At 44.5% G+C, this 19,314-nt stretch carries 16 protein-coding genes; 13 read left to right on the forward strand and 3 right to left on the reverse strand.

All coding sequences use genetic code 11. From position 1 onward, the window contains the following. Nucleotides 1-2,224: bifunctional diguanylate cyclase/phosphodiesterase (locus NIES208_RS06520; RefSeq protein WP_216349368.1), on the forward strand; the 2,224-nt coding region annotated here is incomplete at its 5' end. Nucleotides 2,225-2,245: 21 nt separating this feature from the next. Further along, nucleotides 2,246-3,190 (forward strand): GAF domain-containing protein, encoded by a 945-nt coding sequence (locus NIES208_RS06525; protein WP_084176556.1) that lies wholly within the window; start codon nucleotides 2,246-2,248, stop codon nucleotides 3,188-3,190. Here the strand turns inward: NIES208_RS06525 and NIES208_RS06530 are convergent. Next, nucleotides 3,177-4,067, reverse strand: coding sequence for a 4-hydroxybenzoate solanesyltransferase (locus NIES208_RS06530; protein WP_075890957.1), 891 nt, complete (start codon nucleotides 4,065-4,067; stop codon nucleotides 3,177-3,179). The two genes, NIES208_RS06525 and NIES208_RS06530, sit on opposite strands and share 14 nt — an antisense overlap. An 89-nt stretch (nucleotides 4,068-4,156) precedes the next feature. Between NIES208_RS06530 and NIES208_RS06535 the strand changes: the two genes are divergently transcribed. From NIES208_RS06535 to NIES208_RS06560, 6 genes are all read left to right on the forward strand, one after another. Beyond that, nucleotides 4,157-5,797, forward strand: coding sequence for a Ppx/GppA phosphatase family protein (locus tag NIES208_RS06535; RefSeq protein ID WP_075890959.1), 1,641 nt, complete (start codon nucleotides 4,157-4,159; stop codon nucleotides 5,795-5,797). Between the two features lie 169 nt (nucleotides 5,798-5,966). After that, a complete protein-coding gene (thrC, locus tag NIES208_RS06540; protein ID WP_171971733.1) occupies nucleotides 5,967-7,055 on the forward strand; it encodes a threonine synthase in 1,089 nt (362 codons plus the stop codon). Nucleotides 7,056-7,158: 103 nt separating this feature from the next. After that, entirely contained in the window at nucleotides 7,159-7,725 is a 567-nt protein-coding gene (locus tag NIES208_RS06545; RefSeq protein ID WP_139325003.1) for a hypothetical protein, read from the forward strand. A 13-nt stretch (nucleotides 7,726-7,738) separates the two neighbouring features. Next, the gene (locus NIES208_RS06550) at nucleotides 7,739-8,221 is read left to right on the forward strand and encodes a M67 family metallopeptidase (RefSeq protein ID WP_075890965.1); all 483 of its coding nucleotides are present in this window, start codon (nucleotides 7,739-7,741) and stop codon (nucleotides 8,219-8,221) included. A 93-nt stretch (nucleotides 8,222-8,314) separates the two neighbouring features. Next, entirely contained in the window at nucleotides 8,315-8,878 is a 564-nt protein-coding gene (locus NIES208_RS06555; RefSeq protein WP_075890967.1) for a CAP domain-containing protein, read from the forward strand. 55 nt (nucleotides 8,879-8,933) lie between these two features. Beyond that, a complete protein-coding gene (locus NIES208_RS06560) occupies nucleotides 8,934-9,968 on the forward strand; it encodes a glycosyltransferase family protein (protein ID WP_075890969.1) in 1,035 nt (344 codons plus the stop codon). Nucleotides 9,969-10,009: 41 nt separating this feature from the next. Here NIES208_RS06560 and nblS read toward each other — a convergent pair whose 3' ends face one another. After that, nucleotides 10,010-12,019, reverse strand: coding sequence for a two-component system sensor histidine kinase NblS (gene nblS / locus NIES208_RS06565; RefSeq protein WP_075890971.1), 2,010 nt, complete (start codon nucleotides 12,017-12,019; stop codon nucleotides 10,010-10,012). A 59-nt stretch (nucleotides 12,020-12,078) separates the two neighbouring features. Beyond that, nucleotides 12,079-13,344 (reverse strand): phosphoribosylamine--glycine ligase, encoded by a 1,266-nt coding sequence (gene purD / locus NIES208_RS06570; protein WP_075890973.1) that lies wholly within the window; start codon nucleotides 13,342-13,344, stop codon nucleotides 12,079-12,081. 481 nt (nucleotides 13,345-13,825) lie between these two features. Between purD and NIES208_RS06575 the strand changes: the two genes are divergently transcribed. The 5 genes from NIES208_RS06575 (at nucleotide 13,826) to NIES208_RS06595 (ending at nucleotide 18,962) form a co-directional block, all read left to right on the forward strand. After that, a complete protein-coding gene (locus NIES208_RS06575; protein WP_075890975.1) occupies nucleotides 13,826-14,188 on the forward strand; it encodes an Hpt domain-containing protein in 363 nt (120 codons plus the stop codon). A 54-nt stretch (nucleotides 14,189-14,242) separates the two neighbouring features. Continuing rightward, nucleotides 14,243-15,760, forward strand: a complete 1,518-nt coding sequence (locus NIES208_RS06580) for a M48 family metallopeptidase (RefSeq protein WP_075891102.1) — start codon at nucleotides 14,243-14,245, stop codon at nucleotides 15,758-15,760. Between the two features lie 87 nt (nucleotides 15,761-15,847). After that, a complete protein-coding gene (ureE, locus tag NIES208_RS06585; RefSeq protein ID WP_075890977.1) occupies nucleotides 15,848-16,297 on the forward strand; it encodes an urease accessory protein UreE in 450 nt (149 codons plus the stop codon). A gap of 208 nt (nucleotides 16,298-16,505) precedes the next feature. Then, a complete protein-coding gene (locus tag NIES208_RS06590) occupies nucleotides 16,506-17,771 on the forward strand; it encodes an MFS transporter (protein ID WP_315861624.1) in 1,266 nt (421 codons plus the stop codon). 21 nt (nucleotides 17,772-17,792) lie between these two features. After that, the gene (locus NIES208_RS06595; RefSeq protein ID WP_075890981.1) at nucleotides 17,793-18,962 is read left to right on the forward strand and encodes a glycosyltransferase family 4 protein; all 1,170 of its coding nucleotides are present in this window, start codon (nucleotides 17,793-17,795) and stop codon (nucleotides 18,960-18,962) included. The last annotated feature ends 352 nt before the right edge of the window (nucleotides 18,963-19,314 follow it).

Consider the following 19,314-nt stretch of genomic DNA (forward strand, 5'->3'; position numbering starts at 1 on the left):
TAGGGAGTTTATTTGTTTTTCTCCTCTCCTTCGCTATATTTATATCAGTCTTTTTTGTGACCGTAAAATTATTATGTCTGATTCTCTGTCTAAGGATTTAAGGGTTGCTGAATTGGAGTGTCGAATTGAGCATTTGCAGAGGGAGCAAGAAAATTTTAGACAGATTACAGATAGCATCAAAGAAGTATTTTTTTTGATAGATTCTGATACGGATAAAATCTTTTATGTTAGTCCGGCGTATGAAAAAGTTTGGGGAAGGAGCTGTGAAAGTTTATATTTGGAACCTCAATCGTGGTTGCTAGCTATACATCCTGATGATTGTTCCCGTGCGATGGGAACTTTAGAGACGCAGTTTAGAACTGGTGAAGAGTTTCAAGAAGAGTACAGGATTATTCGCCCTGATCAATCAATTTGTTGGGTTCGAGTGCAGGCTTTTCCTGTTAGAGATAATAACGATAAGGTATATCGTTTTGTTGGGATTGCAGAGGATATTACGCAAAGAAAAAAAACAGAAAAAAGTTTGCATAAAAGTGAGGAGCACTTTAAGTTGATTTTTGAGCAAGCTCCGATTGGTATCGCTGTCACTAATCTTAAGGGAGAATTTGAACAAGTTAATCCGGCTTTTTGTGAGATTTTGGAATATAAGTCATCTGAAATATTATCTAGTAGAATTTTTGATGTATTTCATGCTAATGACACTTCAGAAAGTGAGTTGCTTTTTGTGGAAAAGCTGTTTGAAAATAATGAATCGGAATTTCAAATTGAACTTCAATGTGAAACTAAAAATAATCGACAAATTGATGTCATTTTAAAAGCGGTTATTGTTTTTGATGAATTTGATGATCCGGTTAATTGTCAGTATCAACTTCTTGACATTACTGATCGAAAAAGTATGGAGAGACAGCTAATTCATGATGCTCTTCATGATCCGCTAACGCAGTTACCTAATCGTACTCTTTTTACTGATCGCTTGAAAGCGGCGATCGCCTGCAGTAAGAAATCACGGGATTATCAGTATGCTGTGCTTTTTCTTGATGTTGATAGATTTAAAATAATTAATGATAGTTTGGGTCATTTACTGGGTGATAAGTTGTTAATTGAGATTGCCCAAAGGTTACAAGAAGAGATAGGTGGAAAAAATACAATTGCTCGTTTTGGGGGGGATGAATTTACGGTTTTATTGGATAATATTTCTGATTTTAGTGTCGCGATTCAGGTTGCTAATAAGATACAACATAGACTCCGCGATTATTTTGATATTGATGGTAATCGTATATTTGTCAGTGCCAGTATTGGAATTACTTTATGTGATTATCAGAATGATAAGCCGGAAGATATTCTGCGGGATGCTGATGCCACTATGTATAAGGCGAAGGAGAAAGGACGAGCTTGTTATGAAGTTTTTGATAAGTCTTTGAGATTGGCTGCTTCAAATCGTCTTAAGTTGGAGACGGAACTGCGCTCTGGAATTTTTGAAAAACAATTTTGTCTGTTTTATCAACCGATTGTTAATTTGAGTGCTTCTAAGATTGAAGGTTTTGAAGCTTTATTGCGATGGAATCACCCCACGAAAGGTTTAATTGGTCCACATCTTTTGATTCCGGTTGCGGAGGAGACTGGTTTGATTTTGAGTTTAGGTGAAATGATTTTTGAGTTGGCGTTTAAGCAGTTAGCAAAATGGCAATGGCAAGGAAAGGATTTGACTGGTTTTAAGCTTAGTATTAATTTATCTGGTAAACAGTTGATGGCACCAGATCTAATTCCTATTATTAATCGTTTGTTGTCACGAATTAATGTTGATCCTCGGATGATTAAATTGGAAATTACTGAAAGTGTTCTTTTAGAAGAGGATTATGATGCGATTAGTGTTTTAAAGCATCTACGAAATTGTGGGTTTGGGATTAGTTTGGATGATTTTGGTACTGGTTATTCTTCTTTAAGTTATTTGCAACGGTTACCTATTGATACGCTGAAGATTGATCGGTCTTTTATTCAAAAAATTCAGAGGGATGAGGATAATAAAAATTTGGCCATTGTTCAGTCAATTATTACTTTGTCTCATGCGATTGGTTTGAGTGTGATTGCTGAGGGGGTAGAGACTAAGGAGCAGTTGGTGAAGTTGCAATCGCTGGGTTGTGAGTCTATTCAGGGTTATTTGTTCTCGCCTCCTGTGGATGAGGTTGCTGCATCTGATTTTTTAGGGAAACGTATAATCGATCTGTAGTTCTTGGGGCTACTCTGGCTAATGAATTTAGAGTCTAATATTTCTGGCGATTCTGCTTATTTTGAAAGGTTGCAGCGGTCTTGTGAATTACAGGATGGTCTAATGCTTACTTTTCTGTCGATGGTAACGAGGTCTTCGGGGAAGTTATTGTTGCGCTCGATGTTGCGTCAGACTTTAGAGGGGCTTGCGAAGTTGACGTTTGCTGAGGAGAGTAGTCTATTTTGGCTGGATGATCAGGGTTATGTGACGGAAAGTATTTTGGCGCGGGGTATTGCTATTCGGGAGCAGAAGGAAACGGTTGTTGGTCAGGTTTTAGAAGGTGGGTTGGCTGGTTGGGTTTATCGTCAGAGAAAAACTGGGGTTATTGAGAATACGGAAACGGATGAGCGTTGGCTTGAGTTGCCTTATCAACCTTATGTGGCGAAATCGATTCTTTGTGTGCCGATTATTCGGGGGACTCATTTGTTGGCGATCGCCACATTAATGCATTCGGAGATTGGTTTTTTTGATCTGGAGAAGGTTCAGTTGGTAGAGCTTTGCGCCGTGAAGTTGGGGATGGTTTTAGATCTGCTGCGTGTGCAGATTTCGTCAGCGCCGAAGGCAGTGCTTGATTCCAAGGCAACAAAGCTTGATATGGGTAGTCAGGAAGAGTTTAAAGGAATTAGTCAGTTTATTTTGTCGGAGGGGGGTAAGTTAATTTCGGCTGATCCGCGTTTGGCTGAGTTGTTTAATTATGAGCCGGACGAATTGGTTCAACTGGATTCATTTTTTAGTTTAGTGGCGGATACTCACCAAGATATTTTTGCGAAAAAGGTGGCGCAGTGTTTGGAAGGGGTGCAGTCTCAATTACTGGTGACATTTCGTGGGGTGACGAAAGAGGAGCGATCGTTAAAAGTTGAGTTTTATGGTTATCAAACTAGGTTGTTTGGCAAGGTTGTGATGGTATCGCGTGTCAGGGTGTTGTAAGTAGGGAACCGAGAATCATACCGGCTAATAAGATGAAGCCAATGGTGACATTTTGTTCGAACATTTGGCCGTATTTAAAGCGGGGTATATGGTTGCGTCGTAGTTGCCAGTATTGGTAAAACCAGAGGCCGACGGCGATCGCCCACGCAATTCCATAAATAGTCAGATTTAAATCTAAGTTGCGACCAAGAATGGCGAGACATATTGCTGTACCAGCAAAAAATAAACCCACTGCCTCAGGGGCAAATTTGCCAAAGAAAATGGCGCTGGAGTTGATGCCAATTTTGAGATCATCTTCTCGATCTGAGAGGGCGTAAATGGTGTCGAAGCCTAATGTCCAAAGTACTGTCGCGCCCCATAGTAACCACGTTGGCGTACTTAAATCTTTGGTAACCGCGCTCCAACTAATCAGTACTGCAAAACCCCAGGCGATCGCCAAAACCAATTGCGGCACAGGAAAAAAACGCTTAGCGAGGGGATAACAAACAATCACCGGAACAGCACCAACACAAAGCCAAAAACTTAAAGGATTTGTCCAAGGATTAAAATAAAAAGCCAAACCCGCCGCCGTCAGCATCGAAACAAAAGCCGTGGCAATCCCCACTTTGACCGTTAAAGCCTTAGCAGCAAGGGGGCGAACTTTCGTCCGTTCCACTTTGGGGTCAATATCACGATCCCACAAGTCATTAATCACGCAGCCCGCAGCACTGGTGGTGATGGCACCGAGAATAATCACGACAACAAGTAGGGGATCGGGTTGCGCATCGGCGGCTAAAAAAACAGCCCAGAGTGCCGGAATGATTAGAATAAGACGACCAGCAGGCTTATCCCACCGCAGCAGACGAATAATTTTTTGCCATGTCGGTTCTGTCGCCATAAAACTTAGCAGGAGAGATAGGTGAAAAGGGTCGAAAACATAGGTTAATCCCTAATAATAGAGATTAGCAACCTACTGTATGACAACCTATGGCGACTTCCACTTATCAACTCCGGGCAAATTCGCAGCAGTTTAAGAAATTTGCGCAGGGTGAGGACTGTACCTTGGCGGCAATTGATATTGGGACAAACTCGATTCATATGGTTATCGTCAAAATTCAGCCGAGCTTGCCTGCTTTTGAGATTATTGCCCGGGAAAAAGACATTGTACGGCTCGGTCACCGCGATCGCCATACAGGCAGATTAACCGATGAAGCAATGGAGCGTTCTTTAAAAGCCCTACGCCGTTGCCAAGCCCTGGCCAATAGTTTTCAGGTGGATTCATTAGTTGCTGTGGCTACCAGTGCCATGCGTGAAGCACCCAATGGTCGAGACTTTCTCCAGCGCATCAAAACAGAATTGAATTTAGATGTTGATTTAATTTCTGGTCAAGAAGAAGCTCGACGGATTTACCTTGGTGTCCTCTCCGCTGTTGATTTTAACCAGCAGCCCCATCTGCTTATTGACATCGGTGGTGGCTCTACGGAAATTAGTTTGGTGGAAACCCACGAAGCACGTTTTCTGAGTAGTACGAAAGTGGGGGCTGTCCGTTTAACCCAAGATTTTGTCTCTTCGGATCCCATTACAGACCGAGAATTTATTACTTTACAGGCCTATATTCGTGGCAGATTAGAGCGCCCCATTGAAGAATTACGGGAATATATTAAGCCGGGTGAAGCCGTCAAAATGATTGGTACTTCGGGCACAATTGAGACCCTAGCGGAAATGCTCGCAATGGCAGAACTTGGGTCAACGCCAAATCCATTGCATGGCTATTCCTTTACCTTGAAAAATTTGGATCGCCTCATTAAACAAATGCGGAAACTGGATTATGAGGAGCGGTCAGATTTGCCGGGCATGTCCGAAAAGCGTGCGGAAATTATTTTAGCTGGTGCGATTATCCTACGGGAGGCGATGGATTTGCTCGGTGTTTCAGAGATTATGCTTTGTGAGCGGGCGCTACGGGAAGGGGTTATCGTTGACTGGATGTTGTCCCATGGCTTTATTGAAAGTCGGTTGTCCTACCAAAGTTCGATTCGGGAACGGAGCATCATGGCGATCGCCAAAAAGTACCGTGTCAATATGGATTGTTGCCAGCGAACCGCAAAATTTTCGTTACAGATTTTTGATCAACTGCAAGGCGTTTTACACAATTGGGATACTGAAGCCCGGGAAATGCTGTGGGCTGCGGCTATCTTGCATAATTGTGGTCTGTACATCAGTCACTCCGCCCACCACAAACATTCTTACTATCTAATTCGACATGCTGAATTGCTGGGCTTTAACGAGACCCAAGTGGAAATTGTCGCCAATCTTGCCCGCTATCACCGTAAAAGTAAGCCTAAAAAGAAACATACAAATTATCAAAATCTTATTCACAAACGTCAACGGCAAATGGTGAGTGAGCTGAGTGCGATTATGCGTCTCGCGGTGGCATTAGATCGTCGGCAAATTGGGGCGATCGCCCATGTAGATTCCGTTTATGAGCCTGACCAAAAACATGTAACGTTAAAGTTAATCCCCACCCATAGTGATGACTCCTGTGAGCTGGAATTGTGGAGTTTACAGTACAAAAAAGCAATTTTTGAAGAAGAATTTGATGTGACCGTTAGTGCCACATTATTAATTTAAACCCACCATTTTCTACGGACTTTGTCATTAACCAAAAATAAATAAATATCAGGCGATCGCCATTTCGCTGGCGGCAAAGAACCCCTTGCTGTTAACCTTTAGGGAGATTTCGTCTGATTGAATACACTTTAAGAATAAAATTGTGGTTCTTAGTACTCCAGCATTAAATTTGAGCAACCAAGTATTTCCGACACAGCCCGCCGCTCAATGGCCCGGTTTGATTGAAGCCTATCGTCAATATCTGCCCGTTACCGAGAGCACACCAGTTGTGACGCTACTCGAAGGCAATACCCCCCTCATTCCCATTCCAAGTATTGCGGCGGAGATTGGGCGCGATGTTCAAGTTTATGCAAAATATGATGGTCTAAATCCGACCGGTAGCTTTAAAGACCGTGGCATGACCATGGCCATTACGAAAGCGAAGGAAGCTGGGGCGGAAGCGGTGATTTGCGCCAGTACGGGTAATACTTCCGCTGCTGCTGCTGCCTATGCTCGTCGTGCCGGATTGCGGGCTTTTGTCTTAATTCCCGATGGTTATGTTGCCCTAGGCAAATTAGCCCAAGCTCTTCTCTATGGCGCTGAGGTGATTGCCATTGAAGGGAATTTCGATGATGCCCTGACCATTGTGCGTCAAATGTCTGAAAATTACCCTGTGACCCTCGTAAATTCGGTTAATCCCTTCCGTTTACAGGGACAAAAAACAGCAGCTTTTGAAGTTGTCGATAATCTCGGTGATGCTCCTGATTGGCTCTGTATTCCGGTTGGTAACGCGGGGAATATCACTGCCTACTGGATGGGTTTTTGTGAATATCATGAGCTGAATAAAACAACAAAACTACCGAAGATGATGGGTTTCCAAGCATCTGGCGCTGCACCCTTTATCCAAGGTTCGCCTGTGAAGAATCCAGAAACCTTAGCGACAGCGATTCGTATTGGTAACCCGGTGAATTGGGATAAAGCTCAAGGGGTTCGGGCTGCCAGTCAAGGAGAATTTAACGCTGTAACGGACGAAGATATTGTCGAAGCTTACCGCAAGCTGGGGTCTAACGAAGGGATTTTTTGTGAGCCTGCGAGTGCGGCTTCTGTGGCTGGTTTGCTGAAGGTAAAGGATCAAGTGCCTGCTGGGGCAAAGGTTGTTTGTGTTTTGACGGGTAATGGTTTAAAGGATCCTGATTCGGCGATCGCCCATAGCCTTAGTAAAGGCAAAACAGGTATTCCTGCTGAGCTAGAAGCCGTTGCAAAATCCATGGGATTTTAATTCTTTTGCCTGCGGAAAATATTGATAAATCTCTCTCTGAAAATTTAACGTTGGAGGGGGATTTTCGTTATTATTGTGCCAACCTCTCTTTTCTTTGTTGTCCATGATGTACTGGTCTCGATTGTTGCGACGGTGTTCTGCTTTATCTTTGCTGGCGATCGCCACAGCGTTGCCCATTAATCCTGTACGGGCAGACTCAATCTTTGACCCCTACAAACAGACAATTCGCGAACAGATTCCCATTGGCTTGTCGTTACGCTTACCTGAGCAGATCTTGTTAAGCGCAGCCGAAGAACAAAGCATCGAAAATTTTACTGTGCGAGTCTTTGTCAGCCAAAATCCGAGCCGCCTCACCTTAAGTTTGCATTCCTGCACAGAAAGTAATCAACCCTGTTTGCTCGGTAGCTTTGTCACAGAAAACGCTAACAACCAAGCAGCACAGGCAGAACTAAACCGCCATCAAAACCAAGGTGCACGGCTGACCCTCAAAGATGGTCTTTTCGGTTATGTTGTCGATAGCGATCGCCCCCAAGCTGCTGACTCCTTTGCCACAATGATGTGGTCCCAAGACAACATGATCCATACCCTCAGTTTTCCCCAGAGTGAACGGCAAAACATGATGTATATGGCTGTATCCATGGCTAGATCCGACTCTATTTTCCGCCCATAAGCTAGAGCTTGTAATGCTTCACTTGACTGCCCTACACCTAGAGCAACTTCACCAGCACGCTTTAAAGTGTTATCCCGAAGAATGTTGTGGCTTATTATTAGGCAAGAGTTTAGGCGACTCAGCACAGGTGACTGAGATTTGGTTAACCCCAAATAGTTGGACTCCTGATTTTCTGGCATCCCCTCCCATAGAAAATAACCCTGACCCAGAAAATGTCGTCAGTGAAGCTTCTCGTCTAAATCATTTTGCGATCGCCCCCATAGAACTACTGCGAGCCCAAAAGTATGCTCGTTCTAAAGCATCAGATATCGTGGGCATTTACCATTCCCACCCCAATCATCCCGCCGTTCCCTCAGAATATGACCGCCGTATTGCTTGGTCTCAATATTCCTATCTCATCATGGCTGTGGTTGGCGATCAAATCACGAAAACCCGGAGCTGGAAATTGTCCGGCGATCGCCAGTTTCTTGAAGAGTTAGTGACGATTACCCATTAATCACCTATTTTTAAAACCAAATTTCTACAATAGAAAAAGCAATTCTAGTAATTCTTTTTAGGTTTGTCCTTCAGGTTGACGAGCATTTAGACTATGAGACCATCTCGGCTATTACGGCTTTTTATTCCATTAATCATCTTTTTTGGAAGCCGCATTGCACTAAATCAAAGTGAGCCATCCCAAACGCCCCAACAGCCCACACCACCGCCAGTCGTTTCCGCTCCCCAGCCCCCATCTCCCGTTGCCCGGGCTCCAAAACCTTCGACAGAGCAAATTGAAACAGAAATTCACGCACAAATTAATACCTACCGCCAAAGCCGTGGCTTAGAGCCCCTAACACTGGACTATCGTATTACCGAGGAGTCGCGAAAATTTAGTGCAAAAATGGCCTCTGGAGCCGCAGAATTTTCCCATGATGGATTTGATGAGCGGGCAGAAAATCTTGAAAAAAAAGCTTTAAAATACGCCACCGTGGGTGAAAATCTAGCACTGCTCCAAGGCTACGATGACCTCGCAACGACTGCCGTAGAAGGCTGGATTGACAGTCCCGGTCACCACGAAAATATTATTGGCGATTACGATTTGACCGGTATCGGCGTGGTTAAAAACGAAGAGGGTGTTTACTATTTCACACAGCTTTTCCTGAAGCGCCAGTGATTTTTGGGTAAATAAAACTACCTCTTTTCCCAAGTTTATATTTCCAAGTTTATAAATGTTGACTCCCCATTGTTTGGCGGCAGATAAGCAAGTTGAGTTTACGATTGTTGCTTTATTTCAACCCTGCCTAAAAAAGTCAGAAACTTGGTTGCAAAGTTTGTTGAGACAAGGTCATCGATGTAGAACCGAAGTGTTACTCGTCTTACCGCCCCTTGCTAATAGGGTGGACTATAAAAGATTGTGGCAACAGCTTTTGGAAGATTATCGAGAAGTGATTGTGCGATCGCCTTATTCTTTTGCTTACCAAAGAGCACCGGATCTGGATTATCCCATAGCCTTTAATCGAGCCTTGAATCAAGCTGTTTGTGTCGCTAATGGTGAATGGATTTATTTATCTCCCACCGATAATCAGCTAACAAAATCGGCTTTTTTCGAATTTACAGCAGTGCTGAAAGACTGTCCCGATGTGGCCTTGATTTCTGGGCGTTTTAATCGCTTAAAAGAGAATCAACAAGTATTAGAAAAATCGCCAATTTTAGAGCCGGAAGGAGTTGTTGCGAATACGTTTAAATATCATTTCCTCTATCAAAATCCTTTAAATTTTGGCTCAACAATCTTTCGAAAATATTTGTGGCAAAAAAGTGGCGGCATTAAACCTGAGTTAGCGCAATCTGCTTTGTGGGAGCTATTTCGACGACTATCCCATGGCTATTTTCGTTGGTACTATGTGCCACGTTGTATTTGTAATATTGACCTGAGTGAAGAGATTGGTCAGCTGTTTAACAATAAGGGGCAATTATCGCCTTCTTTTCTGCAAGTTATCGTCATAAAACATGCTTGTTATTCTTATCAAGAAATTCTCCGGGCACAGGAGGCGATCGCCCGCCAACTTTTTCAATATATTAATGATTGTTTTCAAGATGATCGCTATGCCCAAGGTTATCTAGTGATTGTTGAATTCTTGAAGTGTATTAATTTAGGTGATCGCCTCTGGCTAGAATATTTGCGTAAAATGGATCAAACACAAATCACCTACAAACAGGAAATATTTAATATTATTCAGCTCGTCAAACAACGATGTTTAGTCTAAAAATAAACTATTACTAAAAATAGAAAAAAATAAAATCCTACTCAAGAAACCGTTAAATCAATTTTGTCTGACGGTAAGGTGACTCCCGCTTCTGGCTCTGAAAATTCTGTTTTTACCGCCGATAACTCAAACCAAAAAGTCGTACCAATACCAACTTCGCTAATGAGGTGAATACGGCTGTTATGTTTATCAATAATATTTTTTACAATCGATAGACCTAAACCAGTTCCCTCAAGGGTATGAACGCGATTTTCAACCCTAAAGAAACGCTCAAAAATAGCCTCTTGGTCTTCTGGATCAATGCCAATGCCTGTATCAGAAATTTCAATTCTAATAGTTTCACTAGATGGTTCAAGGGTATAGGCATGGATAATCACTTTGCCCCCTGCCTTGGTGAATTTAAGGGAGTTACCGACTAAATTGGTGAGAACTTGCAACAGTAAATCGTAATGTCCTAAAACTTGGGGTAAATCAGGATCAACGTCATAGCTTAATTCGATTTCTTGATCCCGGGCGTTGAGTTGATAAGTACGCAAGGTTTGCTCAATCGGTTGCACAATATCAACGGCTTCTAAATTGTAAATACGGGAAGATTCGAGGCGAGATAAATCAAGGACATCATTGACTAAACGTGTGAGGCGATCCGTTTCGTGATTGGCTGTTTCTAGAAATTCTTGCTTTTCAGTTTCAGATAGGTCTTCGCCGTATTCGTGGAGGGTCTCAATGAAAGATTTGATATTAAATAAAGGGGTGCGTAGTTCGTGGGAGACGTTGCTAATGAACTGACTTTTGGCTTTGTTGAGTTCTGCTTCTTTGGTGATGTCTTGGACTGTCATGGCAATGCCTCGCACGTTGCCTTTTGTTTGGTCAATCACTTCGGTCAATAAAATCCGTACCGTTTTCGGATCAATGCCTGACCCTAAATCGTCGAGGGTTACTTTAAATTCGTTGCCTCGAATATTTTCGGAACCGTCTTGGGGAATGGCATGGTGCTCGATGGCGAAATCGGAATGGGGATCTTCCCCGGCGGCTAGTTGATAGAGGGGCTTGGTGATTTGAGTGGTAACGGATGCTGGCAAGTGGTGCAGGACAATCCCTTCGGCGATCGCCTGATCATCCCATTCGAAAATTCTTTTAGCAGTGGGGTTAACCAAAATAACCTTAAGACTCGTATCAAGGAGCACTGCACCGTCGGCGATCGTTGTGACGAGGGTTTCGAGCTTGGCTTTTTCTGACGTTAGTTCGTCAATATTCTGTTCTTGATAACTTTCGAGACGTTCTGCCATCTCGTTAAAATTCGTGATTAATTCACCTAATTCACCGCCGAAGGGAAGATCAATGCGCTGCTGAAAATTTCCCGTGGCAATATTTTTAACGCCGTCCAATAGCTCTTTAATCGGACGGGTAATGGTTAAAGCATTAAATACGCCTCCGAGGATGACCATCACCCAAATAAAGACAAAGACAGCAAGGGTGACATCGCGGGTGAGGTTTGAAGAGGCCACAACCGTGGCGTTTGGATTAATGCCGACCACCAAAATACCTAAGTACTCGTCATTTTGGTGCAGCGGTACAAAAACATCTGTAACTTCCCCATTGGGAGTCGTATGCTGTTTGGAGATTGGTCGATGGCTTGCCGGATCGTAACCTTCTGGCGGTGTGATACGGCGGGAAATGGTCAGGCTATTTTGAATTTCTGCCTCGGAATAGGGAATGCCATAGAAAATATCGCCATCGACATTGGCATAAATTAAGTAGCGGACACTTTCTGTGTTGTTATAAAACCGCCTTGTAAAGCCTGCTAGTTCGTTAACGTTCCCTGATGCGACTAGGGGTGAAACATTGGCTTCAAGGAGCAGCCCTAAATCACTCCCAAAACGAGTGTCATTAAGCTTGGCATCCTGCTGGATGGAGTTGACTGCCCAAAAGGTAAACCCGCTCATCAGCAGCGATACGGCAAGGGTTGCTGCCGCCATAAGTTTGGTCTGAAGGGTAAATTCTGACCACCAGCGGGAAATGATATCGCGGAGTTTGGTGATGAGGGTTAGCAAGGTACTTTTTAGAAAATGTTGTTATTTATATTAAATACAATGTAACGTTTTGTTGCAAACTATGCCTTTTTGAGGCGATGTCCGATATCCCGCCGATAGTATATACCGTCAAATTTGATGGATGGCATGGCATCGTAAACGTTGGCGATCGCCTCATCGAATGTTTTACCAAGGCAGGTGACACCAAGGACGCGTCCACCATTCGTTACAAGGGTTTCTCCTTCTAATTTTGTCCCAGCATGGAAGATTGTCGCCTTAAGACTTTCTGCTTCTTTTAAACCTGTGATGGCTTTGCCTTTGTCGTAGGGGCCAGGATAACCAGCCGAGGCCGCAACGACACAGACGGCACTACCGTCATACCACTGGAGCGGGGGCAGGTCATTGAGGGTTTGGTTGATACAAGCTAAGAGAACTTCATCGAGGGGGGTTTCAAGGAGGGGGAGGACAGCTTGGGTTTCTGGATCTCCAAAGCGACAGTTAAATTCGAGTACCTTGACAACCCCTTCAGGGCTAATCATTAAGCCCGCGTAAAGAATGCCGCGATAGTCAATGCTCCGGGCTTGGAGGGTTTTTAAGGTGGCCTCAAGTACTTCGGTTTGCACTTGTGCCATCACCTCAGGTGGTGCGAGGGGAGTCGGGGCGTAAACGCCCATGCCGCCAGTATTTTCGCCGGTATCTCCTTCGCCAATTTGTTTGTGGTCTTGGGAGGGTAGGAGAGGTCGGATGGTTTTGCCATCGCAGAGTGCTAGTACTGAAACTTCTTGGCCAAGGAGAAATTCTTCCACCACAAGGGTGTCATAGCCTTGTTCCCAAAGTTTATCGACGGCGGCGATCGCCTCCCCTAGACTGTCGGCTACGATCACCCCTTTACCGGCGGCAAGACTATCGGCCTTGACGACAATGGGAGCACCTTGTTTCTGGATATAATCTTTGGCTGCTTGGGGATCGGTGAATGTGCCCGATGCTGCGGTGGGAACACCTGCTTCATCCATCAGCGCCTTCGCCCAGGCCTTACTCGCTTCAATCATCGCCCCTGCTTTTTTCGGGCCAAAAACCGGAATCGAGCGCTCCGCGAGAAAATCAGCCAAGCCCATGGCGAGGGGAACCTCTGGCCCCACAACAACAAAATCAGCTTTGTGATCAGTACAGGCTTGCGCGATTCCGGTAAAATCATCGACGGCGATCGCCACATTTTGGCAATGCTTCAGCGTGGCAGTGCCGCCATTCCCCGGCGCACAAATAACCGTCTTTACGTTGGGTGACTGGAGAAGTTTCCAGGCGATCGCATGTTCTCTTCCACCACTACCTACCACTAATACATTCATTTTGAACCGATTACCTTTGTATCCAAAAATTGCCCAATCTATATTACCGAAGGACTTGCCTGATACCGTAGAATTACCATTGTAAGTAACGTAAAACGTGAATTTTAATTACAGTTCTTGACTTTGCTAAAAGCGACACATCATCCTTTTCGATGTTTTTTTGTATCGATAAAGCAACTTTTTGCATCAACTAGGTAGAGAGATTCCCGATGACCAAAGAAAATCAATGGAATTGTGGTGTTTTTTTTAGGCATCAAAACTGAGCCATGGACTGTTTCTGGCCTAGGAGCAAAGGCATAATTATTTTTCTGAGTCATCTCCTAGGATCGGGGTCGCAGTTTATGTCATGGTGATTCTTGGGAGCTTAACTTTTGCCCTGATATTTAACGAACTTGGCAAGATTTGAGAAGCGATCGCCGATCAAGACGGTAGCGAACTGCACCAATAGATTTATCCAAACAAAAATTATTTACAAGTTGAAATGTTTGATGATTCACGACTAGCTGCCGAAATTAGCCTAGATGACCTCATGGAAATCGTTAGCGACGATGTCGAAGTCCTAAAGGATGTCCTCAAGTCATTTCTGGAGGATGCTCCAAAACTACTTCAGGAGATGCAAAATGGTTTGCTGTCTCAAGATCTAGAGACAATTGAACGTAATGCCCATACACTCAAATCAAATAGTCGTCTTTTTCGGGCAAAAATCTTTGCTGAACAATGCCAAGCTTTGGAAGATAATGCGAGACAGTCGAATTGGTCATCTGTGACAGTTCAAGTGCCAAAACTTTGTCAAAATTTTCAAGTCATTGCACGGGTTCTGACGGCAAAATTAGAACAGCTGTAACTTTTGGGTTTACGGTGGCACATCATTCGGGCAATTTATAAATTGTTGTTGGGTATGGCTAAGTCACAAGGTTTGTTGCAAAAGCGATTTATTTCGGTCGGTCATCTTGGTTTGTGGTTTGTCTGTGGCCTAATGACACCCTATGTCAGTTTTGCCTATGAACCGCTGGGTCATCAGTCTGATTTGCAGCCGGAACGTCCCCCTGTTGATCTTGCAAAAGAACAGCTACGCATTGGCGATCGCCTATGGACTAGCGGAGATAAAGCAGCCGCCCGGCACTATTACCGCACAGCGAAACCCGCTTTTGATGAACAGACAACGGGAGAAATTCTTGAGCCCACCAGTGATGTAGCAGCCTTATCCCCCGGTGGACGGGTGTATTGGCGTAATGCCCAAGAAGGTTTAGAGCAAGGCCTAACACAAAAAACGCTCATTTCTTTAGACCTGCTAGTGGCCGAATCTCCCCATTTCATTCCCGGACGCATTGTTCAAATTCAACAACTGCTAGCAGCAGACAATGTCGAAGGGGCAACGGCAGCCCTCGGTAATGCATTAAGCGGCTATGGTCGTTCCACCGAGTTGATGACCTATGCCATTGAGTTTTATCACCAAACGGAACAATGGCTAGCGGCTTCCCTGGCGGCGCGTCAGTTTGCCCTGTTACATCCGGAACACCCCCAACAGGAAGAGTTTACGGCTCTCGCAGATGAGTATTGGGAAGAATATCAGTCAGATTTACGGGCAGAGATTCGCGGTAATACCTTTGCAAATTTCATTACTGGGGCGGTCGGTTTCGTCCTAACGGGGAGTCTTGTCGGCCCCATTACAGCCCTTGAGAGTTCTGTCCTGTTGCTCCAGGGGGAGGAAGCTGTTGGTAATCGGATTAGTGAAAATATTCAGGAGGTTGCGCCGATGCTTGAGGATGAGACGGTGCTAACCTATGTCCGAGAAATGGGCGATCGCCTCACGACTTTCGTGGGTCAAGATCGATTTAACTACGAATTTTATGTGATTCTCAATGAAGAACTTAACGCTTTTGCCCTACCCGGCGGCAAGATTTTCCTTTATGCTGGCGCGATCCTTGCGGCACGTTCCGAGGCTGAATTAGCAGGGTTATTGTCCCATGAGATCGCCCATGCGGCTTTATCCCATGGATTTCAGTTAGTCACAGAAGGTAATTTAACCGCAAATATTACAAGCACTTTACCCTTTGGGCGCATTGCTGGCAGCCTAATTGTTATGAACCATAGTCGCGAGATGGAGCGGCAAGCTGATGCCCTAGGCACACAAATTTTAGCCGCTAGTCCCTACGCTGCCGATGGTTTGTACAACTTAACGGTGACATTGGGTAATGACGAAGGGCGGGATGTGCCACCAACATGGCTATCCACTCATCCGGGCATTGAGGAGCGAGTCGAAAATATTAAAACTCAAATTGTGGGTCAAAATTATGACCGCTACACTTTTGAAGGAATCAGTCGCCATGAAGAAATTCAAGGAATTGTTCGGCAACTGATGGCGGCAGAGGAAACTAGACTCGCGGAAGACGCTACTGAACGGGAAAACGATTGATAATCACAATAATTTGACCGTGGGCGATCGCCGCGATATGTAGCCGAGACTTCCCAAAACTATCCCAACCAATAGGACTCAAACTTTATGGCCGACACAGCAATTATTCTGACCCAAAAAACAAACGATGCCAACGTCAATATCGACTTCACCTTAGCCTTGACTGCTGAGCAACGCGCCAAGCCGCGCCAACGTATCGAGTTAGCCGACGGTAAAGTGATCCATGTACAACTGTCTCGCAATGCCCATCTTCATGCCCAAGACTATTTGCAAACCGAAAAAAAAGACCTAACAGTTCAAGTGTTGGCTCAAGCCGAACCCGTGGTCACAGTCACATCAGGCGATCGCCTCGCCCTCCTCAAAGCCGCCTATCACCTCGGTAATCGCCATGTGCCCCTAGAGGTAAATCTTCACTACTTACGATTTGCGCCCGACCACGTCTTAGAAACGATGCTGCAAAACTTAGACGTTGAAATCAGCCACGAAGTCGTACCTTTTTTTCCAGAGCATGGCGCTTATGGCGGTCATCACCACTAAAGCCTTTTTTTCCGATAAAGCCAGATAACATAGCAGAAAGCAATTGATGCTGAGATTGTTTCCCCACCATGGGATCGCAAGTTTTATACTGATATATGGACTTGTTTTGAAGTAAGCCGAGCCAATGCCAACGGAAACAGAATTACCCCTCCCAGAAGATACAAAAAATCAATCCTCGGCAACAACGGCACAGACAATTGATGGTTTCATGCCAGTCCTTAAAAACCCTCGGTTTTTGGTGTTGTGGAGTGGTCAAATTTTTTCACAACTTGCCGATAAGATTTATCTCGTTTTAATGATCGCTTTGGTTGCCAGTAACTTTCAGGCAGTTGATCAAAGTATTAGCGGTTGGGTATCGGCGATTATGATCGCCTTTACCGTGCCGGCAATTTTATTCGGTTCCATTGCAGGTGTTTACGTAGATCGCTGGTCAAAGAAGCGAGTGTTGGTCATTTCAAATTTACTGCGGGGACTCTTTGTCCTGTGTGTGCCGCTATTTCTCTGGTTGGTAGAGGTGAAAAATGAAGTTTTTGGTCTACCCCTAGGCTTTTGGTTTTTATTGGGAATTACCTTTGTGGTGTCCACCCTTACTCAGTTTTTTGCGCCAGCGGAACAGGCTGTCTTACCACTGATTGTTAAAAATAAAAATTTATTGGCGGCAAATTCCCTCTACACCACCACCATGATGGTGTTGGTGATCGTTGGTTTTGCAGTGGGAGAACCGCTTTTGGGGCTGACCGATAAGTTGCTAATCGCCATTGGCTTAGATTGGTCGTTTGGCAAAGAATTATTGGTGGGGGGAGCCTACGGGATCGCTGGGCTCTTGCTTATTGCCCTCAAAACCGATGAAAAACTTGAAGATGTGCAGTTACAACAACCACATGTGTGGGCTGATATTAAAGAAGGTATTCGGTATCTCCAGAAAAATGAGCAGGTGCGTAATGCCCTGATTCAGCTCGTGATTTTGTTTAGTGTGTTTGCGGCGCTGGCTGTTTTAGCGGTGAGTCTTGCGGCTCAGATTCCGAGCTTAAAGGCAGAACAGTTTGGTTTTTTATTGGCTGCTGGTGGTGTGGGGATGGCGATTGGTGCTTTTTTCCTAGGCAACTGGGGTGAAAATTTGTCCTATCGACTGCTCAGTTTGTGGGGATCTTTCGGGATGGCGATCGCCCTGATTGCTCTCTCCTTTTCAACCTATAATCTCCCCTTGACATTGTTTAGCGTCGGCAGCTTAGGTATTTTTGCGGCTCTGATTGGTATTCCGATGCAGACCACTATTCAAGGGGAAACCCCCCCTGTAATGCGCGGTAAAGTATTCGGTTTGCAGAATAATGCTGTTAATATTGCTCTATCTCTGCCCCTCGCGCTTGCTGGTGTGGCAGAAACATTCTTTGGGTTGCAGCCTGTTTTACTCGGACTATCGGGGTTGGCGATCGCCGGCGGAATGATGAACTGGTATATTTCAGTCAAAACGTAAACAATCTCTGGATGCGTCTACATGCACATCGCTTGGCTTGGTAAAAAATCCCCCTTTTGTGGCAACGTCACCTATGGCAGAGAAATCACAAACCATCTCCTCGACCGGGGCTATCAAGTTAGTTTTTTGCATTTTGCCCAGCAGGAAGAATGTGATCAAAAATGGCGCGACTGTCCAGAAGTATTTTTACCATTCCTCTACAAATCCCAGATTTATACCATCCCAAGCCCTAAATCTAGCCATGTTTTAATGGGAGCGCTGCGGGAATTTCAGCCGGATTTGGTCCATGCCTCCTTGACTTTATCCCCCTTGGATTTTCGCTTACCAGATATTTGTCGCGAATTAAAAATTCCTTTAGTTGCCACATTTCACCCGCCCTTTGACAGCAAGCTCCGTAACCTAAAATCCAGCACCCAGTATCTAACCTACCAACTCTATGCCCCCTGCTTAGCAAATTACGATCAAGTCATCGTTTTTTCTGAAATCCAGAAGGATATGTTAGTTAAATTGGGAGTGCCTCCGGGAACTGTCAAAATAATTCCCAATGGCGTTGATCAAGTTAAATATTCTCCTGCCCATAGCTCTGTAGACCAAAACATTAGTGCTAAGCGGCTATTTGTTTACCAAGGGAGAATTGCGCCCGAAAAGAATGTTGAAGCCCTCCTAAAGGCATGGCGACTCGCCAAAATGGGTGACGATTGTAAGCTCCTCATTATCGGTGATGGCCCCTTAAAGTCCTCTTTAGAACTTCTGTATAACGAAGATTTAGGCATTGTTTGGCTCGGTTTTATTGGTGATGAAACACGACGAATCCAGATATTACAGTCCGCCGATGTGTTTGTTTTACCTTCCCTTGTGGAGGGCTTATCTTTGTCTCTACTAGAGGGGATGGCCTGCGGATTGGCTTGTGTTGCTACGGATGCCGGCGCTGATGGTGAGGTTTTAAATTATGGTGCTGGCATCGTTCTCGATACCCAGGGGGTAACAGGCCAACTTAAAACGTTATTACCTTTGCTACGGGATCAGCCGGAATTCGTAAAATTACTAGGCCGTAAGGCGAGGGAACGTGTGCTTGAACGATATACCTTGACCAATAATATTGCTCAACTGGAGGGACTCTACCGAGCCCTTTGTTCCCATGCTTCATTTGGGTTGCCGATTCAACCTAATTTACAGGCAAAAATGTCCTAGGACATTGCTATGTCATCACAGGGCGATCGCCACTTTTTCGGCAAATCATACATTAAAGCCAAAATAAGTTTAGGACGACAAAATTGAGAATTTGCGAAATTCTAGCGAAGTATAGTCGTGGTCAGCAAGATTGGTAGGGGTTTGAACCTTTCCATGACTGTTGCTTTGCCACGATTTCATTCCTATTAACTCGTTTTCACCGTTCCTGAAGTTGAACCAATAAACATGTTAAGCCCTTACAAAATAAGGCTTTAAAGCCGATCAAATGTCTTAAACTTATCGCCTTTGACTATAAACAAAACCGTTTGAAAAATTTCCGACTGTTGAACCCCAAGGTTTATGCACTAATCTT

It is taken from the genome of [Limnothrix rosea] IAM M-220, from assembly GCF_001904615.1.
Taxonomy (GTDB): Bacteria; Cyanobacteriota; Cyanobacteriia; order Cyanobacteriales; family MRBY01; genus MRBY01.